This is a genomic window from Actinomadura sp. 6N118 (genome assembly GCF_044326415.1).
GTDB lineage: Bacteria > Actinomycetota > Actinomycetes > Streptosporangiales > Streptosporangiaceae > Spirillospora.
This window is the reverse complement of record NZ_JBIRAZ010000002.1, coordinates 212745-239116: the sequence shown is the minus strand read 5'-3', so window position 1 is coordinate 239116 and position 26372 is coordinate 212745. Positions and strand designations below refer to the sequence as shown.

Annotated in this window: 21 protein-coding genes and 1 tRNA gene; 12 read left to right on the top strand and 10 right to left on the bottom strand. The window is 70.8% G+C overall.

The genetic code is table 11. From position 1 onward, the window contains the following. Window positions 1-15 precede the first annotated feature (15 nt). A complete protein-coding gene (locus tag ACH34W_RS05005) occupies window positions 16-246 on the bottom strand; it encodes a hypothetical protein (protein ID WP_395959501.1) in 231 nt (76 codons plus the stop codon). Window positions 247-603: 357 nt separating this feature from the next. On the opposite strand from ACH34W_RS05005, the gene ACH34W_RS05000 reads away from it, so the two are divergent. Then, window positions 604-1392, top strand: coding sequence for a polysaccharide deacetylase family protein (locus tag ACH34W_RS05000; RefSeq protein WP_395959500.1), 789 nt, complete (start codon window positions 604-606; stop codon window positions 1390-1392). A gap of 48 nt (window positions 1393-1440) precedes the next feature. Here ACH34W_RS05000 and eccCa read toward each other — a convergent pair whose 3' ends face one another. Next, window positions 1441-5406, bottom strand: coding sequence for a type VII secretion protein EccCa (gene eccCa, locus ACH34W_RS04995; RefSeq protein WP_395959499.1), 3966 nt, complete (start codon window positions 5404-5406; stop codon window positions 1441-1443). Between the two features lie 153 nt (window positions 5407-5559). On the opposite strand from eccCa, the gene eccD reads away from it, so the two are divergent. Beyond that, entirely contained in the window at window positions 5560-6951 is a 1392-nt protein-coding gene (eccD, locus tag ACH34W_RS04990; RefSeq protein ID WP_395959498.1) for a type VII secretion integral membrane protein EccD, read from the top strand. A gap of 3 nt (window positions 6952-6954) precedes the next feature. Then, the gene (gene eccB, locus ACH34W_RS04985; protein ID WP_395959497.1) at window positions 6955-8373 is read left to right on the top strand and encodes a type VII secretion protein EccB; all 1419 of its coding nucleotides are present in this window, start codon (window positions 6955-6957) and stop codon (window positions 8371-8373) included. Window positions 8374-8511: 138 nt separating this feature from the next. On the opposite strand, the gene ACH34W_RS04980 is transcribed toward eccB, so the two are convergent. Then, window positions 8512-9588: a CHRD domain-containing protein gene (locus ACH34W_RS04980; protein WP_395959496.1), complete on the bottom strand. Its 1077-nt coding sequence runs from the start codon at window positions 9586-9588 to the stop codon at window positions 8512-8514. 181 nt (window positions 9589-9769) lie between these two features. On the opposite strand from ACH34W_RS04980, the gene ACH34W_RS04975 reads away from it, so the two are divergent. Further along, window positions 9770-10237: a hypothetical protein gene (locus tag ACH34W_RS04975; protein WP_395959495.1), complete on the top strand. Its 468-nt coding sequence runs from the start codon at window positions 9770-9772 to the stop codon at window positions 10235-10237. Window positions 10238-10356: 119 nt separating this feature from the next. Beyond that, entirely contained in the window at window positions 10357-11076 is a 720-nt protein-coding gene (locus ACH34W_RS04970) for a C40 family peptidase (RefSeq protein ID WP_395959494.1), read from the top strand. Window positions 11077-11134: 58 nt separating this feature from the next. On the opposite strand, the gene ACH34W_RS04965 is transcribed toward ACH34W_RS04970, so the two are convergent. The 3 genes from ACH34W_RS04965 to ACH34W_RS04955 are packed head-to-tail and all read right to left on the bottom strand — an operon-like array spanning window position 11135 to window position 13250. Next, window positions 11135-11794 (bottom strand): hypothetical protein, encoded by a 660-nt coding sequence (locus ACH34W_RS04965; RefSeq protein ID WP_395959493.1) that lies wholly within the window; start codon window positions 11792-11794, stop codon window positions 11135-11137. A gap of 39 nt (window positions 11795-11833) precedes the next feature. Then, complete coding sequence (locus tag ACH34W_RS04960; protein WP_395959492.1) at window positions 11834-12802, bottom strand: DUF1996 domain-containing protein; 969 nt, start codon at window positions 12800-12802, stop codon at window positions 11834-11836. Window positions 12803-12860: 58 nt separating this feature from the next. Continuing rightward, on the bottom strand, window positions 12861-13250 hold the full coding sequence (locus tag ACH34W_RS04955; RefSeq protein WP_395959491.1) for a hypothetical protein: 390 nt from the start codon (window positions 13248-13250) through the stop codon (window positions 12861-12863). A gap of 271 nt (window positions 13251-13521) precedes the next feature. On the opposite strand from ACH34W_RS04955, the gene ACH34W_RS04950 reads away from it, so the two are divergent. After that, entirely contained in the window at window positions 13522-14991 is a 1470-nt protein-coding gene (locus ACH34W_RS04950; RefSeq protein ID WP_395959490.1) for an amino acid permease, read from the top strand. A gap of 141 nt (window positions 14992-15132) precedes the next feature. On the opposite strand, the gene ACH34W_RS04945 is transcribed toward ACH34W_RS04950, so the two are convergent. After that, a tRNA-Ile gene (locus ACH34W_RS04945) sits at window positions 15133-15206 on the bottom strand. Window positions 15207-15377: 171 nt separating this feature from the next. On the opposite strand from ACH34W_RS04945, the gene ACH34W_RS04940 reads away from it, so the two are divergent. From ACH34W_RS04940 to ACH34W_RS04915, 6 genes are all read left to right on the top strand, one after another. Beyond that, on the top strand, window positions 15378-16091 hold the full coding sequence (locus ACH34W_RS04940) for an LppX_LprAFG lipoprotein (RefSeq protein ID WP_395959489.1): 714 nt from the start codon (window positions 15378-15380) through the stop codon (window positions 16089-16091). A gap of 3 nt (window positions 16092-16094) precedes the next feature. Then, on the top strand, window positions 16095-17624 hold the full coding sequence (locus ACH34W_RS04935) for an MFS transporter (RefSeq protein ID WP_395959488.1): 1530 nt from the start codon (window positions 16095-16097) through the stop codon (window positions 17622-17624). Window positions 17625-17711: 87 nt separating this feature from the next. Further along, window positions 17712-19091, top strand: coding sequence for a wax ester/triacylglycerol synthase family O-acyltransferase (locus ACH34W_RS04930; RefSeq protein ID WP_395959487.1), 1380 nt, complete (start codon window positions 17712-17714; stop codon window positions 19089-19091). A gap of 366 nt (window positions 19092-19457) precedes the next feature. Next, window positions 19458-20900: a wax ester/triacylglycerol synthase family O-acyltransferase gene (locus ACH34W_RS04925; RefSeq protein ID WP_395959486.1), complete on the top strand. Its 1443-nt coding sequence runs from the start codon at window positions 19458-19460 to the stop codon at window positions 20898-20900. A 131-nt stretch (window positions 20901-21031) separates the two neighbouring features. Further along, a complete protein-coding gene (locus ACH34W_RS04920; RefSeq protein WP_395959485.1) occupies window positions 21032-21646 on the top strand; it encodes a hypothetical protein in 615 nt (204 codons plus the stop codon). A gap of 159 nt (window positions 21647-21805) precedes the next feature. Next, a complete protein-coding gene (locus ACH34W_RS04915) occupies window positions 21806-23251 on the top strand; it encodes a flavin-containing monooxygenase (protein WP_395959484.1) in 1446 nt (481 codons plus the stop codon). Window positions 23252-23289: 38 nt separating this feature from the next. Here ACH34W_RS04915 and ACH34W_RS04910 read toward each other — a convergent pair whose 3' ends face one another. Genes ACH34W_RS04910 through ACH34W_RS04900 form a run of 3 tightly spaced genes read right to left on the bottom strand, consistent with a single transcriptional unit; the run spans window position 23290 to window position 26269 of the window. Beyond that, a complete protein-coding gene (locus ACH34W_RS04910) occupies window positions 23290-24126 on the bottom strand; it encodes an ABC transporter ATP-binding protein (RefSeq protein ID WP_395959483.1) in 837 nt (278 codons plus the stop codon). Further along, window positions 24123-25220 carry a FecCD family ABC transporter permease gene (locus tag ACH34W_RS04905; protein WP_395959482.1) on the bottom strand — a complete coding sequence of 366 codons (1098 nt, stop codon included), beginning with the start codon at window positions 25218-25220 and terminating at the stop codon, window positions 24123-24125. Before ACH34W_RS04905 ends, ACH34W_RS04910 begins: the two co-directional genes overlap by 4 nt. Next, window positions 25217-26269 (bottom strand): FecCD family ABC transporter permease, encoded by a 1053-nt coding sequence (locus tag ACH34W_RS04900; protein WP_395959481.1) that lies wholly within the window; start codon window positions 26267-26269, stop codon window positions 25217-25219. Before ACH34W_RS04900 ends, ACH34W_RS04905 begins: the two co-directional genes overlap by 4 nt. Window positions 26270-26372 lie beyond the last annotated feature (103 nt).

The window sequence follows — 26372 nt, the reverse complement described above, 5'->3', positions numbered from 1 at the left end:
ATACCGAAAGGTTTCTCAAGCGGATTTCCCGTACGCGCCCTCGACCTCCCGCAGGGCCCAGCGCATGCGGCGCGTGTATTCCTCAGGATGATCGCCCGCCTCCTGCGCCACACGGCAGAGGCAGTCGGCCCCGTGCCGCCGGAGGGTCTGCTCGGCGACGCTGCGGACCTCGTTGGGGGTCGGTCGGTCCGATTCCTGGAGTGCCGAGGCGAACAGGGCGTCGGCCAGATCGGTCAGGGTAGGCATCGGGTCCTCCTCTGTTCTCTCTGTTGCACGATGAGAACGCGCCCGACGGATCGACGTTCATGAAAACGTTCATGAAAAAAGGTCCCTCCCGGCCACAGCGGAGGCAAGGAGGGACCTTCAATCCGGTTTCGACTCTAACCATTCGCGGGCGGCACCACCGCCCCCATCCGTTGCGTATGACGGCTGATTCCTTGCACGTGCGAGGTACGGGAAGCCGATCCATTCCACGGCGTCCGGGAAGTGAACCCGTCTCGGACGGGTCGCGTTTTCCGTGGAGTGATACCTCCATCTCCCCCCAGCGAACTGGCCGCGCGAAGTACGCGTCGCCGTCGGCTGTGCTTCATCGCCGTCGGCTCCGTGGCGGCGGCGTCCGTCACCGCCTCCGGGCTCCACACGCTCGAACCGGGCCCGAGCCCCGACCACAGGGCCGCCACGGCGGCCACCGCGCCTTCCTCGGTCCCGGTCCAGCGGCCGGCCGAGCCATCCGCCTCGCGGCCACCCACCGCGAGGCCCACCAAGAGGCCGCCCACGCCGCGTGCCGGGACACCCTCCAAGAAGCCCTCTACCACGCCCTCACGCGTCCCGAAGGGATGCTCGCGCGGCCGGATCGCGCTCACCTTCGACGACGGACCGGACGTCCAGACCCGGCAGGTGTTGCGGGTGCTGAAGAGGTTCGACGTCCGGGCGACCTTCTTCGTGACCGGCTCCAAGGCCACTGCCGACCCGGCGGCCATTCGCGCCATCCACCGTGAAGGGCACCACGTCCAGAACCACAGCTGGAGCCACCCCGACCTGACCGGTCTGTCCGCGGAGCAGATCCGGCGGGAGCTGATCGACACGCAGCGGGCCGTCGCCGCGGCGGGCGTGCCCGCGCCCGCGGTGTTCCGGCCTCCGTTCGGTGCGAGCAACGCGACCGTGGAGACCGAGGTCGAACGGCTCGGGCTGCGCACGCTCAGATGGTCGATCGACTCGTTCGACTGGCGTGGCGGGACACCGCAGGAGATAGCCGCGACCGTGCTCAAGGGGCTGCGCCGGGACGGCGTCGTCCTGATGCACGACGGCGTCCGCAACAGCGTCAACACCGCCCGGGCGCTGCCTCTCATCATCGACGGCCTGCAACGACGCGGCTTCTGCACCGCCGGCTGATCCACGCACAAGGCGAAGGCCCCCGGCGACGGGGGCCTTCGCCTTGTCTCACTCTCCGTCCACCGGCACCAGCGCGGTCTGGACGATCGAGACGGGCCTGCGGCGGCTGATGTACTGCGCGCGCCCGGGCGGAAGCTTCTGCGACTTCACATCGCCGAGGAACTTGCCCTCGTCACGCGGGGTGGACAGCAGCAGCGCCGGGGTGTTGATCTCCCAGAGCCGCCGGATCAGCGGGTCCATCATGCCGCGCACCGCGTTCGCCGAGGACCGCGCGACGATCACGTGCAGCCCGATCTCGGTGCCCAGCGGGAGCAGGTCGAGCAGCGGCTTGAGCGGGCTGTCGAACCCGCTGCCCACCAGGTCGTAGTCGTCGACCAGCAGGAAGAGACGCGGCCCGTGCCACCAGTCCCGGCGGGCCAGCCGCTCCGGTGTGACGTCCGCGCCGGGGACCCGTTGCTGCAACGACCCGACGATATCGCTGACGTGCTTCTCCAGGGCCATGGCCGATACCGCGTAGCCGAGCTTGCGCTCCTGCGGCACGACGTCGTAGAGGCCGCGCCGGAAGTCGGCCAGCATGATCCGCGCCTCGTCCACGCCGTAGTGCCGGTCCACGGCCCGCGCCACGAGCCGCAGGACGTTGGTCTTGCCGCTCTCCGGCTCGCCCCACACCATCAGGTGCGGCTGCTGTTCGAGGTCGTGCACGACCGGCGCGAGGTGGGTCTGGTCGATGCCGATCCCGATGCGCAGGTCGCCTTCGGGGGCGGGCATGTCGGCCACGGGCACCACGTCCGGCAACATCCGTACGGCGGGCGCGACCGGCCCGTGCCACTCGTCGGCGACGGCTTGCACTGTGCCGCGCAGCGCCTCGCCCAGATCGTCGCCGGAGTTGACGCCATCGATGCGCGGCACCGCCGCCAGGAACTGCAGTCCGTCGCGGGTGAGGCCGCGCCCGGGGATCGCCGGCACCCGGCCCGCCGCCTTGGCGTTCACCTCCGACTCGATCGCGTCGCCCAGGTGCAGCTCGTACCGGGTGCCCAGCAGGTCGCGCAGCCACGGCCGGATCTCCGACCAGCGGGTGGCGGCCACGACCAGGTGGATGCCGTACGACAGGCCCCGGTTGGCCAGGTCCGACAGCGCGCTCTCGATCTCCTCGAACTCCTGCCGGACGCTGAACCAGCCGTCCACGATGAGGAACACGTCGCCGCACGGGTCGGCGGCCGCCCACGGCTCGTCCCGGCGGCGCCGGAAGTCCTCCATGGACTCCACTCCGTGCTGGGTGAACAGCTGCTCGCGCAGCGCCAGCAGCGAGGTCATCTCGGCGATGGTGCGGATCACGCGGTCGCGGTCCAGGCGGGACGCGACGGTGCCGAGGTGCGGCAGCCCGGCCAGGGAGTTGAGCGCGCCGCCGCCGAAGTCCAGGCAGTAGAACTGGACCTCGCGCGGGGTGTGGGTGAGGGCGAGGCTCAGCACGAGCGTCCGGAGGAGCGTGCTCTTGCCGCTCTGCGGCGCGCCCGCGACGCCGATGTGCCCCTCTCCCCCGGCGAGGTCGGCGGTGAGCAGGTCGCGGACGCCGTCGTACGGTTTGTCCACGATGCCCAGCGGCACCGAGAGCCGTCCCCGGCCCGGCCAGCCCACCGTGGTGAGCCCGAGATCGGGGTCCGGCTCCAGCGCGGGCAGCAGCTCGTCGATCGTGGGCGGCTCGTCCAGCGGCGGCAGCCACACCTGGTGCGCGGGCGGGCCGGCGCCGCGGAGCCGGTCCAGCATCACCCGCATGAGCGTGTCCTTGCCCTCGTCGGCGGGCTGCCCCTCCGGCCGCTCGGGCTCCTCCTCCGCCGGCTGCTCCGGCGGCGGCAGGTAGGCGGTGCCGTAGGGGACGATCTGGCGCCGCACCGCCGCCGCCTCGCGCCGCACCCGCTCCCGCCCCTGGAAGGTGCCGGAGACGTAGGCGGCCTTGAAGCGGATCAGCCCCTCGGTGCCCGTCTTGAGGTAGCCGTTGCCGGGCGCGGACGGCAGCTCGTAGGCGTCGGGCACGCCGAGAACGCTGCGGCTCTCGGCCACCGAGAAGGTGCGCAGCCCGATCCGGTACGACAGGTGCGACTCCAGCTGGTGGATGCGGCCCTCGTCGAGGCGCTGGGAGGCCAGCAGCAGGTGCACGCCCAGCGACCGGCCGAGCCGGCCGATCATGATGAACAGATCCATCATCTCCCGGCGCGAGGACAACATCTCGCTGAACTCGTCCACCACCACGAACAGGGTCGGCAGCGGCGAGAGCGGCACGCCCGCCACCCGCGCCTTCTCGTAGTCGAGCAGGGACGCGTGCCCGGCCCTGCGCAGCAGTTCCTGCCTCCGCACCAAGTCGCCCTGCAGCGCGTCCTGCATGCGGTCCACCAGCGGCAGTTCGTCGGCCAGGTTGGTGATGACGGCGGAGGTGTGCGGCAGCTCGTCCAGTCCGAGGAAGGTCGCGCCGCCCTTGAAGTCGACGAGCACGAAGTTGAGCGTCTCGGACGAGTGCGTGGCGGCGAGCGCGAGCACCAGGGTCCGCAGCAGCTCGCTCTTGCCAGAGCCGGTCGCGCCGATCAGCATGCCGTGCGGGCCCATGCCGCCCTGTGCCGACTCCTTGATGTCCAGCTCGATCGGGGTGCCGTCCTGTGCGACGCCGATCGGCACCCGCAGCCGGTCCCATGGTGAACGGCCCGCCCAGATGGTGGCGGGGTCGAAGTCGCGGGGGGAGACGATGCCGAGCAGGGAGTGCAGGTCCAGGTTGACGGCCAGGGGGTCGTCGGCGGCGACGCCCTTGCCGAGGCGCCGCGGGGCGAGGACCTTGGCGAGCCCCCGCGCGCCGATCACGCTGAACGTGTCGGGGCGGCCGACCCCGGTGGGCACGTCCCGGCCGACTCGGTCGGCCCCGACCGACTCGATCCGCTCCTCGGTGACGTCCAGCCGGAGGGTGATCCGGTCGGCCTTCCAGGGCAGCGCGCCCGACAGGTCGAGCACCAGCACGTTGCGGAAGCCGGTGTCGGCGATCCGCGCGCCGGGCGGTGCCGACACGCCGTCGAGGACGATCACGGTGAACGGTTCGTCGTTCGAGGTTCGCGCGGCCGGGTCGAACTTGGGCCGGTCGGCGAAGCCCTCACCGAGCAGCCGCTCAAGTTCGGACCAGCCGTCGGTGACCAGTCGTGTCGGGCCCGCCGCGTCGACGTCGTCGGGATGGTGGACGTGCGGCAGCCACTTCACCCAGTCCCAGTCGGCACGCCGTTCGGCCGACGTGCACACCGCCACCCTCAGGTCCTCCGGCGAGTGGAAGGTGACCAGCTGCGCCAGCATCGCGCGCACCAACCCGTGCACGGCCTCGGCGTCGCCACGGAACAACACGCGCGCGAACGCCCGCAGGTAGACGGCGGTGGGCAGGTCCTGCAACGTGGTGTAGGCGCGGATGAACCGGCGCAGCGCGCTCGCGCAGAGCGGCTCCAGGTCCTCCACCGGCTTGCTCTGCGGCGGGCGCAGCCGCACGGCGAGCCGCTGCTCGCCGACGCCGATGCGGACCTCGCCGAAGTCCTCGTCGGTGGGACGCCGCTCCCACAGGCGGGTGGACAGCGCCACGGACCACAACGTCCTCGGCACCGGGTGCCGCCAGTGCACGGCGCGGATCTGCTGATCGGCGTTCTTGCGCACCTGGCGGCGGACCTGCGAGAGATAGCGCAGGTAGTCGCGGCGCTCGCCGTTCATCTTGTGCTTGCGTTCGCCGGAGTTGCGCAACGCCATGCCGATGAGCATGCCGACGCCCGCGATCGCCATCAGGCCCGCCGCGAGGTAGCCGATGATCTGGCCGCCCGGTCCGACGAACACCAGCATCATCACGCCGGACGCCAGCGCCATCGGCAGGTAGGTGACCGCGCTGATCCATCCGCCGCCCTGCGTCTCGGGGATCGCCGGGGGCTCCTGAAGGACGATCTCCCCGGCCGGCATGCCGGGACCCGATCGTTGCGGCGACCGCCGCACCGTCACCGTGCCCATTGTTCTCTGCCCATCGTTTCTCTGCCCATCGTTCTCCCTCACCACGGTTGAACTGGGGGTGCGAACACTCCGTAGGTCCGGAACGAACGCGCGACCCGTGCGGGCCGATCGGAATTACGGCCGACGCCCCGGGTCGGTTCGGAGGAGATCTACATGGCGAACATGACGAGTGAGACCTGCCGGATCACCGTGGTCGCACCGTCCGGCTGGATCGAGGTCGCGGTGCCGTCCGACGTTCCGGTGGCGGACCTGCTGCCGGTGCTGGTGCAGCAGGCCGGCGAGCACGCCGCCGAGGAGGGGCTCGAGCACTCCGGATGGGTGCTGCAACGGCTCGGCGACGAGGCGCTGGACGAGGACCTGACCCCGGCGGCGCTCGGCCTGCTGGACGGCGACACGTTGTATCTGCGGCCACGATCCGCGCGGATGCCGGTGCTGGAGTTCGACGACGTGGTGGACGGGGTGTCCACCGGCGTGCGGTCGCGGCCCAGCCGCTGGCGGGACACGACCACGCACTGGTTGTTCCTGGGACTGACCGGCGTGACGCTGGCGATGGCTCTGGCGGTGCTGATGTTGCCCGCGCCGCCGGCGCAGCGTACGGCCGGCGCGGTGGCGATCGAGATCGGGCTGCTGGCGGCGGCCGCGAGCATGTCGCGGGCGTTCGCCGACACCGCGGCCGGGGTCCTGCTCGGGGTCGCGGCGCTGCCGTTCGCGGCGCTCACCGGGATGCTGGGCGTACGGCTCGAAGCCGTGACCGGCGTCACCGGCGACCTGGCCGGGCCGGAGCTGGTCGCGATGTCGGCGTCGGTGGCGGGCGCGGCGTTCCTGGCGATGCTGGGGGTCGGCGCGGCCGGTCCGCTGTTCCTCACCGCGGGCAGCGTCGGTGTGGTGGGTGTGCTCGGCGGCGCGCTGGAAGTGGGGACCCGGCTGAACGGCACCCGTTCGGCCGCCGTCATCGTCACGATCCTGCTGCTACTCGCGCCGAGCGTGCCCACGACCTCGTTCCGGCTGGCGCGGATGCGGCTGCCGGTGCTGCCCCGCACCCCCGAGGAACTGCAACAGGACCTGGAGCCGATCGCCAGTTCGGCGCTTCTCGACCGCGCGGCGGTCGCCGACCACTACATGACCGGGCTGTTCTCCGGGATCGGCGCGGTCAGCGCCGTCTGCATGACGCTGCTGCTGCGGGAGAGCGGCTGGGAGACCGCGTGGATGCTCGGCGCGGTATGCGTCGCGCTGCTGCTCCGGTCGCGGGTGATGTCGGGGGCGTGGGCGCGGCTGACCGTGGTCGTCCCCGCGTGCTACGGCATCGGGCTGTACCTCGTGCACTGGACGGGCGACCGGCTCCACACGTTCCCGGCCGTCCTGGCGGTGCTGGTCGCGTTGACCGGGCTGCTGCTGGTCGGCGCGCAGCGCATGCCGGGCAAGCGGCTTCTGCCGTACTGGGGTCGCGCCGCCGACCTCGCCGAGTCCGCCGTCTCGATTGCCCTTCCCATCCTCATGCTCGCCGTGCTGCATGTGTACGGCTGGGCCCGTGCCTTCGGAGACTGATCGATGCAGAACAAACGCGACCAGGTCCAGTCCCACCTCTGCGTGGTGGGACGGCTGAACGCCGCGATCGTCAGCGGCGACCCCGACACCCCCGACCCGCCGATGAAGCGGATCACCAGCGGGACGATCATCGGCGGGGTCATCGGCGCGCTGGTGGTCGCCGGTTTCGGCATCTACGGGCTGATCCGGCCAGGAGGGTCCAAGGACTGGAAGGCCGAGGGCTCGCTCATCTCGGTGAAGGAGAGCTCGGCCCGCTACGTCTACCTCAAGGGCGCGCTGCACCCGGTGGTGAACGTGGCGTCCGGGCGGCTGATCTCGGGCCGGAACAACAAGGTGATCTCGGTGTCGGAGAAGACCCTGGCCGGCACCCCGCGCGGCCTGCCGGTCGGCATCCAGGGCGCGCCCGACGCGCTGCCCAAGAGCGACAAGCTGCTGGGGCGGGACTGGCTGGTGTGCGCCACGCCGCGCACCAGCGCGGCCGGGACGGTCACCGACCTGACCCTGGTCACGCTGAACGTCCCCGTCCCCGCCTCGGCCACCGGAGCCGACGAGGCCGTGCTCGTGCAGACGCGGAACGGCCAGAAGCACCTGCTGTGGAAGGGGCGCCGGTACCGCTTCGCCACCGCCGCGGGGCCGCTGTCGCTGGGGTACCGCGACACGGTGGCGTTCCGGGTCGCGGACCAGTGGATCAACATCCTGCCCGCCGGGAGCGACCTGGCTCCTCCGGCCGTCCCCGGCCGGGGCCGGCCAGGCCCGGTTCTCGGCGGGCGTGCGACCAGGCTGGGCCAGGTCTTCGTCACCGAGAACCCGGGCACCGCCAAGCAGTACTTCGTCCTCCTGGCGGACGGCCTGCACCAGGTCAGTGAAACCGTCGCCGACCTGCTGCTGGGCGACCCTGTCAGCACCGCCGCCTACGGCGGCGGGCCGGTCCGCGCGGTGCCGCTCGCCCCCGCGGCGGCCGCGGGCAGTCTCGCGAACGCGCCACTGGCAGGTGCGGATCTCCCCGGCGTACCCCCGGCCGTCCGGCAGCAGGGCGGGAACGACCGTCCGGTCTGCGCGTCGGGCAAGGCCGGATCCCCGCGCGGCGCGACCGTCCAGATCGTCGTGCCCGCGTCCGGCGCCCCGGCAGGTGGCGTCCCGGTCACCGACGCGGATCCGCGAACGGCCGCGAGCGTCCTCGTCCGGTCCGGGACCGGTGCGCTCGTCCAGTCGCTGCCCGCGCCCGGCAACCGCACCGGCACGCGCTACCTGATCACCGACGTCGGCGTGAAGTTCCCCGTCCCCTCCGACGACGACCTGGGCGCGCTCGGCTACGCGGGTGTGGCTCCGGTCCCGGTCCCCCCGGCCGTCCTGGAGTTGCTTCCCAGCGGGCCGCCGCTGAACCGGACCGCCGCCGCCCAGACCCAGATCACCCGGGCGTGAGGCGGGGCGGACGCCCCGCCGACCGGGCCGCCGCCGTGAGGGCATGAGCGCGGCCGTGAGGGCATGAGAAAGGGCCGGGTGCGGGAGAGGGGGTTCTCCGCACCCGGCCCTTTCGGCTCATGGGGTCGCTTCAGCGGGTCAGTTCAGCTGGCCCCGGACGGCACCGCCGGGGAACTCGGTGCTGTGCAGGTTGGCGTACCAGTTGCGCGGGTTGCCGGCGATGCCCTGGACGACCTTCGGGTCGGCGGGGGCGGAAACGCCGGACACCGCGACGATCGTGCTGGGCACCGGGGTGGTGAACAGGTTCACGGTGACCGGGCCGTTGGTGCCGAACCGGCCGCGGTGGATGTGCCCGAGAGACGGCGTGACGCCGACCCACGCCATGGAGAAGCGGACCTTGTCGGCGGTCACCGGCCTGACGAACGCGACCGCGCGGCCGTCCGGGTCGCCGACGGCGGGGCCGTCCTTGACGGGGACCTCCTGGTCGCCGGACATGAAGGCGCGCTGCCCGCCGGTCTTCAGCAGCTTCAGCACGTCGGCGCGCCTGCCCAGCGGGGAGAGCTGCGCGCGGATCGCGCCCTTCGGGTTCTCCTTGGTGTGCAGGTTGACGTACCAGTTGCCAGGGTTGAGGCGCAGGCCGTCGGCGATGGACGGGTCCGGCACGGTGACGGCGCCGGCCGCCTGGGTCACGGTTGCGGGCATCGCCGTGCCGAACAGCGCGACGGCGACGTCGCCGTTGACCCCCGCCTTGCCGCGGTGGATGTGGCCGAGGGTCGGCGCGGTGATGCCGTTCCAGTCCAGTGCGAACGTCACCCGGTTGCCCTGCACGCGGACGATCGCGGTGCCGCTGCCGTCGGCGTCTCCCGCGGACGCGGGGACCTCGTTCGCGCCCGACAGGCGGGCCACCAGGAACACGGGCTTGTTGACCGCCGCGCCCTGCACCCGCTGTTGACTGCGCTGCTGCGGAGCGGCGGGGACCTGCGGCTGCCGGGGCACGGCGGAGACCCGCGGCTGCAGCGGCGCGGTGGACGCGCTCGGCTGCGCGCCACCGTGACCCGTGCCGTGGCCTGCGTCGGGGGCCGGCGAGCCGGTCGCCGGGGTGGCTGTGGGGGTGGCCGTCGGGGTGGCCTGCTGGTCGTCCGCCTGCGCCGGGGCGGCGGCGAGAAGACTCAGCGTGACCGCCGCGACCGACAGAGAGGTGATGCTCGTGCGCATTACAACATCCTTTACGTGGGCTTTCTTCAAGTTTCTGAGCGGTGTCGACCCGGTGTACGAGGAGTTCTCAGAGAGCGGTTCAAGACCCGCGCCGCGAGAAAATAAATAAATTCGATTGAACCCTCCGCCGGGGCTCCTCGTGTAGCGGATCAGAACCCAAACGCTGACTTCAGGAGTTCTCATGCGCACACGTTTCGTTCTGCTCGGCGCGGCCGCCGCCATGGCCGGGCTCGCCGCCTGCGGGGGCGGGAACGGCGGCACGGCGGACAAGACGGCCCCCTCACCCGAACGGCCCGCGAGCATCAAGCTCAGCCAGACCGCACTGGGCTCGATCATCACCGACCAGTCCGGACGGACTCTCTACGCGTTCGTCAACGACAAGGCCGGCACGAGCTCCTGCTCGGGCGAGTGCGTCGCCACCTGGCCGGCGCTGGCGAGCAAGGGGAAGGTGACCGCGGACGGCGGCCTGAACGTGAGCCTGATGAAGCACACCCAGCGGTCTGAGGGCACGTTCCAGGCCACCTATGGCGACTGGCCGCTCTACTACTACGCCGGGGACTCAGGCCCCGGGGACCTCGACGGGCAGGGCGTGGACGGCGAATGGTTCACCGTCGGCGCCGACGGAAAACTCGTCAAGCGGGAAGCATGATCAGTTGCGTGAGAATATACCCCTCAGGAATGGCACATAAGTGAACCGCGTCACCCATTAGCGCGTTTCTCTCGATCGAAGGTCGTTCACCGTTCACCGACCATTCGATGGGAGCCGACGTGAGAAAACTGAGCAAGGGACTGGCCGTGGTGGCCGCGGGCGCGCCCGCCGCCGCCGTGGTCACGGTCTGTGGTGTGAGCGCCGTCGGAGCCGGCGCGGAGCAGCCGCCGCCGAATCCGGCGGCGGCTTCGTTCCGTCCCGTTTCGGAGGCCGCAGAGCCGCCCGCGCGCGCCGACGGCGCGGCGATGATCGGGCCCGGGGCCGAGCGGCCGGAGCCGGCGGCCAAGCCCCGGAAGCCAGCGGCCAAGCCCCGGAAGCCGGAGACACCGGAGCCAGGGACCGCCGCCCGCGCCAAGATCATCTCGTTCGCCAAGGCCCAGCTCGGCACGCCGTACTACTACGGTGGCACCTGCAAGGCCGCGAAGCGCTATGGCTCGGCGAGCAACTGCGACTGTTCCAGCCTCGCCCAGCAGGCCTACGCGGCCGCCGGGTTCACGCTCCCCCGCACATCCCAGCAACAATTCGCGTTCGGCGTGCGCATCGCGGCCGGGACCGAGCGCCCGGGCGACCTGGTCTACTTCAGCATGCGGGCGAGTGGTCCCACGCACATGGGCATCGTCCAGGACCCCGCGAAGGGCATGATGATCGTGGCCCCGCGCACCGGCGACGTGGTCAAGATGCAGAGTTACCGCCGTTACCCCGGCGGGCCGAAGGCGTTCACTCGTCCTTTCGCCCGCGCCGACTTCCGGGTCAAGCTCGCCGAGCTCACCCGGTCCTGACCCACCACAGACGAAAGAGCCGGGGCGCGTGCCCCGGCTCTTTCGCGTCGTGCGGTCGTCAGCCGGTCACGGCCGCGCCACCGTTCGCCTTCGTGCTATCAGGACGTATCGCGGACCATGCGCCGCCGACGCCCTGCCCCTTGGTGTCGCCGGGGCCGGTGTCCTTGGCGAAGCGGTACAGCGGCCAGCCGTTCAGCGTGGCCTGGCAGATGCCGTCCTTGCGCATGATCTGGCCGACCTGCGCCTTGTCCACGCCCTTGAGCACGAGGCTCTTGCGGAACACGACCGGCGGCCATTTCTCCGCACAGTCGCCCCCGCAGTTCGACATCGACGGTTTGGCAGTGTCGTTGTCGAAACGGTAGAGGGTAAAACCCCTGCCGTTCTGAACGATCTGGACGATCTGGCCGAGAACGGCGTCGTCGGCCGCAGTGAGCGTCAGCTTGCCCCGCCAGTTGGCGCGCTGCCGCGCACTGGACGGCGGCTGCCCGGCGGCAGGCCGCTCGGCACGGGACTGATCGGCCTGAGGTTGCTCTGTAGGGCGCGCCTCCGGGTTCTGCAACGCCTGCGGGGCCGGCTGGTCCTCCGGCCCCGTCGCGGCGACCGGGGCCTGCGCCGGGCCGGTGCTCTTGACCGGACCGGCGGCGCCACCGCACGCGGTGAGGAACGTGCTCGCGGCGACGACCGTACCGGCGATGAGGATTCCCCGGTTGATGTTCATTCCCCGGTTGATGTTCATTGACGGCCTTCCGGTCGTGCGTTAAGAGCAGTTCTGGCCTTCGTTGACGCAGTCGGTCGCCCGGCGCATGAGGCCGTCGGGCATGACGTTGATGAAGTCGCCGTGGTCGGTCTTGGGGCTGTGCTTCTCGGTCGGGAACGAGTCGAGCGCGAACAGCCGTCCCTGCGGGACCTTGTAGGTCAGCACGAACTCCAGGTGCGCGATCGGCTCCCGGTCGTCGTCACAGCGGCCGTCACGCCCGGGGAACACCACGTGCGAACGGTGGTCGGAGCTGTCGGTGTTCTCGCCGTCCCAGCAGCTCGGGAAGTCCAGGATCCGGGTCACCCGGCTGCCGGGCGGGCACAGCGGGTACTTGTCGGTCCGCCGGTTCTCGAAGCCGGAGCAGGTCCACTGCGGGCGCGCCTTGTCGTCGTCGCCGGACTCGGCCTTGGCGTCGCCGGTGATCATCCGGAGGAAGCGCGGCATCTCCCGGACACGCTCGGTGGTGTTGCCGGTGAAGCGCAACGTGACCGAGGCGGGGGTGAGCGGCTTGCCGACGTTGCCGTCGTCCTCGCTCTGGTCGGCCTGCGGGGTGTCGTCGCGTTCGCCGCGCAGCCGCAGCACCGGCCAGTAGTAACTGGACTTGTCGCCGTTATCGCAGGTGGTGTCGGCGCGCTCCAGGCTCTCGTCGTCGGAGTCACCGTCGGTGGACTCGTTGCCGACGTAGTCGTGCAGGTGCTGCGCGCCGTTCTTCACGCCGGGCGCGGCGATGACGTTGTCAGAGTTGTAGTGCTCGTTCTCGTTACGGCCGCACTCGGAGACGAACTGACCTCGTGAGCCGTCGTCGTCGAAGGCGGGCGCCTCGAAGTTCGGGCGTACGTCCTGGATCCGGACAAAGTCGTCGCGCTCCGGGCCGATGTCGTCGGGTTCGGCACTCGCCGTTCCCTGGCCGGCCAGGACGGTGACGAACGCGAGCGCGGGCGCGAACGCCGCCAGGCGGGTCTTCCTCATGACGTTTCCTTTCAGTTGTGGTGGGAGTTCGGTTGTGGGGGGTTCAGCCGTGGGGGGTTCAGTTGTGGTGGGAGTCGCCCATGCGCAGATCACCGCCGACCTTCACCTTCACCGGCGCCAGCGTCGTCGGCGTGCCGACGACCGCGAACCGCGAGCCGACCAGATAAGCGCCACCCCACTTGGTGGCCTCCTTCAGCCACGCGTCGCGGCCCTGGTCGGAGCCGAAGGTGACCATGGTGAAGCGGCCCTGCGGGGTACGGCAGGTGCCCTGCCGCAGGTCCTGCACGTTGCGCCGGCCGGTGATCGCCTGGCAGCCGATCTTGGCTGCCAGGCCGTCGAGGTCGGCGGGCGCCGCCGCGGGCGCGCCGGCGGGCGGCGTGTCCTTGCCGGACTCCTCAGCGCCACCCGGCGAGCAGGCCGCGGCCAGGCCGAGGGCGAGTGCGGCCACACCGGTACGGGCCGCGTGACGTGGGATTCTCCTGGGCCCTGAGCGGTGCATCGGGCTCCTCCGTTCTCGGACGTGTGCTGGGCGTGACGATGTGCCCGGAGCTACGCCCGGCCGGAGGGTCGAGTTCAGCCAGGGTTGGAGATTCCTCGGCGCGATCTAACATTCATTACAGAATCGAATTTTCGACAACGACTTGACACATGCATTACATCTCTCTGAGACTCACCGGCGTCGGCCGGAACGGGACGGCCCCGGCGAGAGGCGGTAGAGCGTGAACGACAACGATCTTCAAGCGACGGCGGAACCCCCGGGAACGACGGAGCCGCCGCCGATAGGGCCCGGAGGCGACACGCGCGACGTGCACGACGCGGGCGACGAGGGTTACCGCAAGTCCCTCGAGACCCGGCACGTGAACATGATCGCCATCGGCGGCGCCATCGGCACCGGGCTGTTTCTGGGCGCCGGTGGGCGGCTGGCCAGTGCCGGGCCGTCGCTCTTCATCGCCTACGCGGTCTGCGGTTTCTTCGTCTTCCTGGTGGTCCGGGCGCTGGGCGAACTGGTCCTGCACCGCCCGTCCTCCGGCGCGCACGTGTCGTACGCCCGCGAGTTCATGGGCGAGAAGGGCGCCTACGTCGCCGGCTGGATGCACTTCCTCAACTGGGCGACCACCGGGATCGTCGACATCACTGCGATCGCGGTCTACATCCACTACTGGGACATGTTCAGCGCCATACCGCAGTGGGTGCTCGCGCTGATCGCGCTGTCCGTGGTGATGGTGACGAACATGATCTCGGTCCGGCTCTTCGGCGAGCTGGAGTTCTGGTTCTCGGTCTTCAAGGTGACCGCGCTGGTGGCCTTCATGTTCATCGGCATCGCCCTGCTGGTCTCCGGCTCCGACGTCGGCGGACACCAGTCGGGGCCGATGTTGCCGCTCGACCACGGCGGGATCTTCCCGGCGGGGGCGATGGCGATGTTGCTGGTCGTGCAGGGCGTCGTGTTCGCGTACGCCGGAACGGAACTGGTCGGCGTCGCGGCGGGCGAGACCAAGGACCCGCAGCGCGTGGTGCCGAAGGCGGTCAACTCCATCATCTGGCGCATCGTGGTGTTCTACGTCGGCTCGATCGTCCTGCTGGCGATGTTGCTGCCGTGGACCGCCTACTCGGCCGACGAGAGCCCGTTCGTCACGGTGTTGTCGAAGGTCGGCGTCCCCGCCGCCGGCGACGTGATGAACCTGATCGTCATCACCGCCGCGCTGTCCAGCCTCAACTCCGGGCTCTACTCGACCGGCCGCATCCTCCGTTCCCTGGGCTCGGCCGGTTCGGCACCGAGGTTCACCACGGCGATGAGCCGGTCACAGGTCCCCTACGGCGGCATCCTCATGACAGGCGCGGTGTGCGTGCTGGGCGTCGGGCTGAACGCCTGGATGCCCAAGGACGCGTTCGAGATCGTGCTGAACCTGTCGGCGATCGCCATCCTCGCCACCTGGAGCCTGATCATGATCTGCCATCTGCTCTTCGTGCGCAGGGCCGACCAGGGCCTGCTCACCAGGCCGGCGTTCCGGCTTCCCGGTTCCCCGTTCACCGAGATCGCCACCTTGGCGTTCTTCGCCGGAGTCGTGGTGCTCATGGCGATGGACGACGAGGGCGCCGGCCAGCTCACCGTGATGGCCATCCCGGTGATCGCCCTCGCTCTGACCCTCGGCTGGTACGCGGTTCGCCGCCGGGTGACGGCACGCGGCTGACGTTCCCCCGAACCCGAGCGTTCCCCCGAACCCGAGGCCGCCCCGGCCCAACGACGTGCCAGGGCGGCCTCGCCACGGCCCCGGCGGGCGGGCCTTGGGACTGATGATCTGGGAGTTTCCCAGGTCGGAGACTGCGTTCTGTAGGGCGGGCGGGACTCGAACCCGCGACCCAGGGATTATGAGTCCCCTGCTCTGACCAGCTGAGCTACCGCCCCCTGAGCGGCCCGTGAATCGCTGTGACCAGGTGTGGGGCGCGCCGCGGGCCATGATAGCGGCGTGGTCTTTCCGGAGGCCACCGCGAAAACGGGCATCCGCCTCAGGGATGGCGGCGATGTCATACCTGGCGGCGAGTGACGTGGGCGGTGACCGGTCGGTAGGGTCCGCCTATGTCCAGTATCCCCGGCCGGATCGTCGCCCTCGTAATGGCCCTTTTCGCGCTGACGGCGGTCAGCGCGTGCTCGGGCGGAGACGACGAGCCAAGCAAGCCTGCCGCCAACCAGCCCGACGGGGCGCCCACCCTCAAGCAGGCCTCCACGGCGATGGCCGGTCTCAGCAGCGTGGCCTTCACCCTCGCCACCGAGGGCAAGCCGCCGATCATGGTCAAGAGCGGTGACCTCAAGCTGCTCAAGAGTGGCGACGCCGAGGGGACGCTGCAGATCACGCAGAGCGGCCAGGCGGTCGAGATGAAGATCGTCGCGCTGGGCGACAGCATCTACATCAAGGGCGTGACCGGCGGCTGGCGGCAGGTGCCCAAGACGATGGCGGCGGCGCTGTACGACCCGTCGGCGGTGCTCGATCCGAACCGGGGCATCTCCAAACTGCTCACGACCATGGCCAACCCCAAGGTCGAGGGCGCCGAGAAGGTGAACGGCAAGGACGCCGACCGGGTGCGGGCGACGCTGCCCAAGGACTCGCTCGGCGGCCTGATCCCCGGGATCACCTCCGACATCGACGGCCAGGTATGGATCACCAAGGCCGACCACCGGCTGGTGAAGGTCAAGGCGAACATCCCGCCGGTGGCGGGCGGCGGCGACAAGGGCTCTGTGATCATCAACTTCACCGAGTTCAACGCCCCGTACAAGTTCGCCGCGCCGAAGTAAGCCATGACCGACCGCAGGATCGCCATCGGCGTGGGTGGCACGGTCGTGCTGCTGGCCGCGCTGGACGCGTACGTCATCACCACGATCATCGTCACGGTCACCCAGGACCTCGGCATCCCGATCAACCGGCTGGAGCGGGTCACGCCGGTCCTGACCGGGTTCCTGCTGGGCTACGTCGCGGCGATGCCGCTGCTGGGCCAGCTGTCAGACCGGTTCGGGCGGCGTGCGGTGTTGCAGGCCTGCCTGGCGTTCTTCGCGCTGGGATCGGCCATCACGGCGTACGCGGGCGGCGTGCCGCTGCTGACGACGGGACGGGTGATCCAGGGCATTGCGGGCGGCGCGTTGCTGCCGGTGACCATGGCGCTGGCCGGTGACCTGTGGGAGGAGCGCCAGCGCCCGGTGGTGCTGGGCACGGTGGGCGCCGCGCAGGAGCTGGGCAGCGTGCTCGGCCCGCTGTACGGGGTCGGTGTCGCGGCGGCGTTCGACGACTGGCGCTGGATCTTCTGGATCAACCTGCCGCTGACGGCGGTGGCCATGATCGCGGTGCAGTTCTCGGTGCCGGGCGGGCGGTCGCGAGATGCAGCACACATCAACGCCGAGCGGGCCCGCGTGGACGTGGTGGGCGGGCTGCTGCTGGCGCTCGGCCTCGGGCTGCTGGTCGGGGGCCTCTATAACCCCGAGCCGGAGGAGTCGGCGCTGCCGCCGTGGGGTCTGCCGGTGGTCGGCGCGGGCCTCGTCGTGCTCGTGGGCTTCGTGGTGTGGGAGGCACGGTCGCGGACCAAGCTGCTCGATCTGACCGGGGTACGGCGCGGGCCGCTGTTCGCGACCTTGGGCGTGAGCCTGCTCTCCGGCGCGGCGCTGATGGTCACGCTGGTGGACGTGGTGCTGGTCGCGCAGACGCTGCTGGAGAAGGACTCGGTGGACGGCGCGCTTATGCTGACCCGGTTCCTGGTCGCGCTGCCGATCGCGGCGGTGGCGGGCGGCTATGTGGCCCGGCGGATCGGGGACCGCTGGCCGATGGTCGCCGGGATGGCGGTCGCCGCCGTGGGGTTCCTGCTGATCTCGGGCTGGCCCGCGGACTTGGAGAACGCCTCGTACGGGCCGATCCCCCGGATGGACGCCGACCTGGTCGTGACCGGGCTGGGGCTGGGGCTCGTCATCGCGCCGGTGTCGTCGGCCGTGTTGCGGTTCGTTCCGGCGGCGCAGCACGGGGTCGCCTCGGCGGCCGTCGTGGTGGCGCGGATGATGGGGATGTTGCTGGGGATCTCGGCGCTGTCGGCGTGGGGTTTCTACCGCTTCCGTTCGCTGACCGCCGACCTCCAGATGCCGCTGCCGTTCGACGAGGGCTTCAAGCAGAAGCTGACCGCCTACCAGGCTGCGCTGAAGGAGGCGCTGCGCACCCAGTACCAGGAGATGTTCTGGGTGACCGCCGCACTGTGCGTGCTCGGTGCCCTGCTGGCCCTCGCGGTGACCGTCCGGAACGAAGATCCCGAAAGCTCGAACTCCGCGCCCGACAAGCTCCTGACAGGATGATCACACCTGGTGTGCGGTTGAGAGGGACATCGACGGGAAGTCCCCTACGATCCCCTTCTCGCTCGCTGACGACGGGACGGTACTGGCATGGAGCGGCTGAGCGGCCTGGACGCTGGATTCTTCTTCGCCGAGTCGGAGAACACTCCCCTCCACATCGCGTCGGTGACGGTCTTCGAGGGACCGGCCCCGACCTACGGGGAGGTGATCCGGGCGGTCCTCGCCAAGCTCCCGCAGGTGCCGCGCTATCGCCAGCGCGTCCGGACCGTGCCGCTGCACCTCGGCCGTCCGATCTGGGTCGACGACCCGCATTTCAACATCCTCTACCACGTCCGCCACACCGCGGTCCCGGCTCCCGGCGAGCCCGAGCAGCTGCGCAACCTCGCCGGGCGGGTGCTGTCGCAACGGCTCGACACGGCCAAGCCGCTGTGGGAGATCTGGCTGGTCGAAGGCCTGTCGGAGGGCCGCTGGGCGCTCATCACCAAGGTGCACCACTGCGTGGTTGACGGGGTCGGCGGGGTGGACCTGATGACCACACTCTTCGACCTCTCCCCTGACGCCGAGCGGCCAGAGGCAGGTGAGCTGCCCGAGCCCGAGCCGCAGCCGTCCTCGATCGCACTGCTCGCCGATACCGCCCGCACCGCCGTCACCGAGCCGATGAAGCAGGTCGCCGCGATCCCGCAGGCGGCCAGGCGGCTGATGAGCACGAGCACCCTGCGCAGCCTCGGCATCGACGCGCCGACCGCGATCGGCCGGCTCGCGCAGTCCACCACCGGCTCGCTCAACGGCCCGATCGGCCCGCACCGCCGCTGGATGTGGATCCACGCTGATCTCGACGAGATCCGGGTGGTGCGCAAGACGTTCGGCGGCACCGTCAACGACGTGATCCTGACCGCGGTCGCCGGCGGGTTCCGCGAGTTGCTCGCCGCGCGAGGCGAGCTTGAGGACGGCACGCGGGTGCGCACGCTCGTCCCGGTGTCCGTGCGGGCGGAGGCGGAACGCGGCGAGCTCGCCAACAAGGTCTCCGGGGTGCTGGTCAACCTGCCGGCGGGCGAGGAGGACCCGCGCCGCCGCTTGTTCAAGGTCCGCAGCCAGATGAACGACGTGAAGCGCACCCACCAGGCGGCGGGCGGCGAGACGCTCGGCAAGCTCGCCGGGTTCGCGCCGACGCTCATGGCGCTGGGGTCGCGGTACGCCCTGAGCCACAGCCAGCCGCTCGTGCAGACCGTGGTGACGAACGTGCCCGGCCCGCCGTTCCCACTGTACGTGCTGGGACGCAAGCTCGTCGGGCTCTACCCGTTCGTTCCGCTGGCGGCGGGGCTGCGGGTCGGCATCGCGATCTTCTCGTACGAGGGGCGGCTCTCGTTCGGGCTCACCGGCGACTTCGACGGCATGGCGGACCTGGAGGTCCTCGCCAACGGCATCCGCGCCGCCCTTGACGAACTCGTCGACCTGGCCGCCGAGGGCTGACGTCCACGCACCCGTCGTTCACCCACCCTTCTACGAGACTGTTCACGCACCCGTGCACGCGCTCGTTCACAAACCCATGCTGGGACAATTGTCCGCATGTGGCCACACCGCGCCGGTAACGCCATCAACAACGACCGCATTCTTCACGCACCTGACACATGCGGCGGTTAGCGTGACGTGCCGACTTCCACTCGGAGAGAGCCGCCTTACCGGACAGCAGCACGCACCTGGATGACAACGGTCAGGTTGAGTCAGGGCATTTGTCAGAGTTCGCGTCACGGTGTTGGGTTGGATCGCCGCCCCCGACCCCCGAGCGTCACCCTTCCCCCGACCCGGCGGCAGAGAGACGGTGAGGCCGTGCATCGGATGAGCGGACTGGACGCCAGCTTCTACCTCCTGGAAGACGAGAACACCCCCCTGCACGTGGCATCGGTGATCGTGTTCGAGGGGCCCGTGCCCTCGTACGGCGATCTGATCCGGGCGATCGTCGCCAAGCTTCCGCTCGTGCCACGCTATCGCCAGCGCGTGCGCTCGGTTCCGTTGCACCTCGGCAGGCCCGTCTGGACCGACGACCCGCATTTCCAGGTGCTCTACCACGTCCGCCACACGGCCCTCCCCGCGCCGGGCAACGACGAGCAACTGCGGAACCTCGCGGGCCGCGTGCTCGCCCAGCGACTCGACCCCGACAAGCCGCTCTGGGAGATCTGGCTGGTGGAGGGGCTGACCGAGGGCCGCTGGGCGATGATCGCCAAGGTCCACCACTGCATGGTGGACGGGGTCGCCGGCATGGACCTGGCGACCGTGATGTTCGACATGTCCCCCGACTACGAGCCGCCGGGTGAACCCGAGGAGTGGGTGCCCGAGCCCGAGCCGTCCGCCCTGGCCCTGCTGCGCGACTCCGCCCAGCGCGCCGTGACCCAGCCGCTCGGCCTGACCCGCGACGTCGCGCGCAGCCTCGGCCTGCCCGCCACGCCGGGCCTCGACAGCGTGATCCGCGTGCTCGACGGCGGGCTCGGCCAGCTCAGCCCGCCCCGGCCGAGCCGCGAGCTGCGCGACTTCGCCCTCGGCCTCAGCCGTGCCACGGCGCGCTTCATCCACCCCTCCGCGGGGTCGCTCAACGGGCCGATCGGGCCGCACCGGCGCTGGTGCTGGCAGCAGATGGCGCTCGACGACGTCAAGAGGGTCCGCAAGGCCCTCGGCGGCACCGTCAACGACATCGTGCTGGCCACCGTCACCGCCGGATACCGCGACCTGCTGAACGCCCGGGGCGAGCTCACGTACGACACCTGCGTGCGGTCGGCAGTCCCGGTGTCGGTCCGTGCCAAGGACGAGGGGGGCGAGCTCAACAACCGCGTCGCCGCGGTCTTCGTCAACCTGCCGGTCGGCGTCGACGACCCGCTCGAACGCCTGCGGCGCGTCCGCGAGCAGACCGACGACGTCAAGGGCAGCAACCAGGCCGCCGGGACGAAGGCGCTGAGCCGGCTGACCGACACGGCGGTGGCGCCCGCGTTGCTCTCGCTGGCCGCGCGCCTCCCGGTGCGATTGCACCAGGATCTCGTCCAGACCGTCACCACGAATGTGCCTGGCCCGAACTTCCCGCTGTACGTGATGGGCCGCAGGGTGCTGGAGATGCATCCGTATGTGCCACTGACCGGCGGTATCCGGGTGGCGACGGCGATCGTGTCCTACTGCGGGCAGCTCCACTTCGGCATCACGGGCGACTTCGACGCGATGCCCGATCTGGACGTTCTCTCCAAGGGCATGCTCGGCGGCTTCAACGAGCTGCTCGCAGAGGCCGCCAAGCGCTGACGCTCAACGCCCGCTCAGGAGGGGGTAAAAAGCCCCGCCGGGCCTGTGCTGATCACCCGTCTCGGGAATATCCTGGGAAAGAGTGGCTAAAGGCCTCTTACCGGGAGCGCGCTCCCCGGGGAGGTGACGAGATGCGCAGGCCCGGCGCCCGTTACGGATGCTCGCCCATGCGGCGGCTATGGCGACGGCTGGGGCTGGAACGCAACGACCTTCGCCGTCGAATAGATCGTGTCCAGCGGCTGGCGGCGCTGGGACTCCTCGCCCTCTTCCTGCTGGTCACGCCGCCCGCCGCAGCCTGGTGCGCGAACTGGTCGTACGACTCGGGCATGCGGGCGGAACGCGCCGAGCAGGCGGAGCGCCGGCAGGTCCGCGCGACGATCGTGTCGACCGGCGGAGTCGGCACCACGGGCGACCGCTACGTCCATGAGACCGTGCAGGCCAGGTGGACCGGCCCTGACGGCAGGGCGCACACCGGCTCGTTGCCGAGTTGGAAGGGCGCCAAGCCCGGCGCGACGAAGCTGGTCTGGGTCGACGACAAGGGCGCGATCGCGATCCGGCCACGACCGCACAGCCGGACGGTCACCGATGCCGCCTACGCCGCGTTCGCCGCCACCACCGCCGTGGGCATCCCCATCCTGGCCGTGTACGGCCTGCTCCGGCGACGCTTCGACCGCGTCCGCGACGCCCAGTGGGAAGCCGCCTGGACCCGCATGGACACCGACGCAGGCCACAACCGCCCCTCCTAAAAGGGCCCTGTCCGACACGGCCCTGTCCGACACGGCCCTGTCTGACGCCGCCCCGTCGACGCGGCCCTGTCGAACCCGCCCCGTCTGACGCAGCCTTGTCGACTCGCCCGGTTCGACGAGTCCTTTTCGGCCGCGCGGTGTCAGTGTTTACTTATTCGCATGGCTGATCCGCGGGTGGTCATCGTCGGGGCGGGCATGTCGGGGCTCTGCATGGCGATCGCACTCAGGCAGGCGGGCGTCCACGACTTCACGATCTACGAGAAGGCCGGCGCGGTGGGCGGGACCTGGCGGGACAACACCTATCCCGGGCTGACCTGCGACGTGCCGTCCCGCTTCTACCAGTTCTCGTTCGCCACCAACCCCGACTGGACGCACCTCTACTCCCCCGGCGCGGAGATCTGGGCGTACCTCGACCGAATCGCCGACCGTTACGGCGTCCGCGAGCACATCGTCTTCGGTGCCGAGGTCACCGCCGCCCGCCACACCGGTGAACGCTGGCAGATCGAGACCTCGACCGGGGTCCGGGACGAGGCCGACTTCCTGGTGACCGCGACCGGCGTGCTCCACCATCCGCGAATCCCCCGCATTCCCGGGCTCGACACGTTCAAGGGGGCGGCCTTCCACTCCGCCCGCTGGGACCACGGCGTCCCGCTCCAGAGCCGCCGGATCGCCGTGATCGGCACCGGCTCGACGGGCGTGCAGATCACCACCGACCTCGCGGGGACGGCGAGCCGCCTGCTGCTCTTCCAGCGCACCGCCCAGTGGATCCTGCCCGCGCGCAACCGGCCGTACGGACGCCTCACCAGGGCCGCGCACCGCCGGCTGCCCGTGCTCGACCGCCTCGGTTACCGCTGGCACGAGTTCGTCATCAGCAAGGTCCTGTCCGAGGCCATCATCAGGCCCGGCTGGCAGCGCAACGTGATCGGCGCACTCTGCCGCCGCAATCTGGAGAAGGTCGCCGACCCCGAACTGCGCCGCAAGCTGACCCCGCCGGACCAGCCGATGTGCAAGCGCCTCATCGCGTCCGGCGGCTTCTACGACGCGGTTCAGCGCGATGACGTCGAGCTGGTCACCGACGCGATCTCGCACGTCGAACCGCACGGCATCGTGACCGGGGACGGCCGCCTGCACGAGATCGACGTCCTCGTCCTGGCGACGGGCTTCGACGCCCACGCGTACGTCCGGCCGATGGAGCTGGTCGCGCCCGACGGGCGGACTCTGGACGAAGCCTGGCAGGACGGTCCGCACGCATACCGCACCGTGGCCATGCCGGGCTTCCCCAACCTCTTCTTCCTGATGGGTCCGCACAGCCCGATCGGCAACTACTCCCTGGTCGCGATCGCCGAGGCCCAGGCCGCCTACATCACCGGCTGGATCCGCCGTCACCGCGCCGGGCTCGTCACCGCCATGGCACCCAAACCCGAGGCCACCGCCGCCTACAACGAGGCCATGCGCAAGGCCCTCCCCCGGACGATCTGGACCAGCGGCTGCTCCAGCTGGTACCTCGGCAAGGACGGTCTCCCCGAGCTCTGGCCCTGGACCCCACGCGAACACGCCCACATGCTCGCCAAGCCGGCCTTCGCCGAGTTCGATACCAGGACCTAGCCGGGAGGACCTCTGGCGCCGACGGGCTCAGGCCGTGGTCAGGCTTGGACGCGGGCTCGGGGGGCCGCGGGGACCACCAGCGGCGTGCCGGTCTCCGGGCAGTCGATGACGCGGCATGGCAGGCCGAAGACGTTCTCCACCAGCGCCGCCGTGACGATGTCGTTCGGGTCGCCCTCTGCGACGATCCGCCCCTCCCGCATGGCGATGAGGTGCGTGGCGTACCGGGCGGCGTGGTTCAGCTCGTGGAGCACGGCAACGACGGTGCGGCCCTCCTCGTGCAGCCGCGCGCACAGGTCGAGGATCTCGATCTGGTGGGCGATGTCGAGATAGGTGGTCGGCTCGTCCAGGAGCAGCAGCGGGGTCTGCTGCGCGAGCGCCATCGCGATCCAGACGCGCTGGCGCTGCCCGCCCGACAGCTCGTCCACGTAACGGTCGGCGAGGTCGGCGACGCCGGTGGCCTCCATCGACTCCAGGACGACCCGCTCATCCTCCCGCGACCACTGCCGCAGCAGGCCCTGGTGCGGATAGCGACCGCGCGCCACCAGGTCGGCGACCGTGATCCCATCGGGGGCGATCGACGACTGCGGCAACAATCCGAGCGTGCGGGCCAGCTTCTTGGCGGGCCACGCGCCGATGCGTTCACCGTCCAGGACCACCGATCCCGCGGCCGGCTTGAGGATCCGGGCGAGAGCGCGCAGCAGCGTCGACTTGCCGCACGCGTTCGGTCCGACGATCACCGTGAACGAGCCGTCCGGCACCGCGACGTCGAGGTCTTCGGCGATGACCCTCTTGTCGTAGGCCAATGTGAGGCCTTCGCCGATCAGCCGCGCGTCCCGCGGAGTCGCCCCGTGTTTCCTGCCGGTCCCCTGCGTCATATCCGCCCCGTCTTGCGTTCAGTGGCCAGCAGCCACACCAGGTATCCGCCGCCGAGCAGGCCGGTCACCACGCCGACCGGGAGCTGGTGGCCGGGAAAGAGCCGCTGCCCGGCGAAGTCGGCGGCGACGAGCATCGCCGCGCCCAGGCACGCGGCGGGCAGCAGATTGGGGCCGGGCGTGCGGGTGAGCCGCCGGGCGAGCTGCGGCGCGGTGAGGGCCACGAAGTTGACCGGCCCCGCCGCGGCCGCCGCGAACGCGGCGAGCAGCACCGCCGCCGCGAGGAGCACGAGCCGGACCCGTTCGATCCGTACACCCAGGCCGTGCGCGGCGTCGTCGCCCATCTCCAGCATCCGCAGCTGACGGCCGCAGCCGATCATGACCAGCGGCATCAGCACCGCGAGCGCGATCAGCACCGGCGTCGCGTCCGCCCAGTCGCGGCCGTCCAGGCTGCCGGTGAGCCAGAGCACCGCCCGTGCCGCCTCGGTGAGCTCGGCCTTGGTGATGAGGTAGCCGTTCACGCCGGTCAGGATCGCGGCGACGCCGATGCCGACCAGGATCAGCCGCTGCCCGTGCGTGCCGCGCCGCCCGGTGAGCATGAGGATCAGCAGGCCGGTGACCACGCCGCCCGCGACGGCGCCGCCCGCAGCCGCCAGGCTCCCGGCGCCGAACAGCACGATCGCGGTGAGCACGCCGGTTGCGGCGCCCTGGGTGAAGCCCAGCAGGTCGGGGCTGCCGAGCGGGTTGCGCGAGAGCGACTGGAAGATGGCCCCTGCCATGCCGAGCGCGGCACCCACGGCCAGGCCGGTGACGGCCCGGGGCAGGCGCACCTCGTTGACGATGAACGAGTCGGCCGGGTGGCCGTTTCCGAGGAGCGTACGGACGACCTGCCCCGGGCTCAGCTGGAAGTCGCCGCTGCCGATGACGAGCACGGCGACGCCGAACGCGACGAGCAGGCACGCAGCCGTGACGACGATGGCTCGCGGCTGGAAGCGCAGCGAAAGGCCGCCGGGGGTGCGGACGAGCCCCGAGCGGAAGGTCTGCTTCGCGACGCCTTTCACCGGGGCCTTCACCGGGCCGTTCGCGAGGCCCTTCACGACGACACCGTCCTGCGGCGCCGGACGAAGTAGAGGAAGAACGGGCCGCCGAGCACGACCGTGACGACACCGACCTGCACCTCGGAGGGTCGCGCGATGACACGGCCGATGACGTCCGCGCCCAACATCAGCGCGGGTGACAGCAACGCGCAGTAAGGGAGCATCCAGCGCAGGTCAGGCCCGGTCAGGGCACGGACGAGATGCGGCACCATCAGCCCGACGAACACGATCGGCCCGCAGGCCGCGGTCGCCGCGCCGCACAGCAGCGTCACGGCGACGATCGCGGCCGCGCGGGTGCGGGCCGGGTCGGCGCCGAGCGCGCGGGCGGAGTCGTCGCCCATCGCCACCGCGTTGAGCGGCCGCGCGAGCACCAGCGACAGGACGAGCCCGGCGACGACGAACGGCAGGACACGTTCGACGGTGTCGGGGTGAGCGGTGGCCAGCGAGCCGACCGTCCAGAAGCGCATCCTGTCCAGGGCTGCGGTGTCGAGCAACATCACCGCGTTCACGTAGGAGAACAGCGCGGCGTTGAGGGCCGCGCCCGCGAGGGCGAGCCTGGCCGGCGTGGCGGTGCGCCCGCCGCCGATCGCGTAGACGGCGACCGAGACGGCCGCGGCCCCCGCGAACGCGAACCACACGTACCCGAGGAACGAACTCAGCCCGAGGAACGAGATCGCCGAGACGACGGCCGCCGCCGCGCCCGCGTTGATGCCGAGCAGTCCCGGGTCGCCGAGCGGGTTGCGGGTGGCCGACTGCATCACGGCACCGGAGAGGCCGAGCGCGGCTCCGACGAGGAGCCCGAGCAGGGTGCGCGGGAGCCGCATCTCGTGCACGACCGTGTAGCCGGGTGAACCGCTGTCGACGAGTCCCTGCCACACCTCGTTCAGCGAGAGCGGCTTGGCGCCGACAGCAAGGCTGAGCGCGAGGACGGCGAGGAGGGCGAGCAGCGCGCCGAGGAGTCCGGCGGTGCGTGCCGCGTAGCGACTGCTGCCCTTCGGCGGCCGGTCGGCGGGCGCGCCTGGTGGCGGAGGGGCTTTCGTAAGGGTCACCTGCGGGGGCTTTCGGACAGGCCGGGGGAGGCGGATCCACCGGGACTGGACAACTTGTTAGGTTAGGTTAACCTAAGTCCCCGAATCGGGCGATCAGTGACCC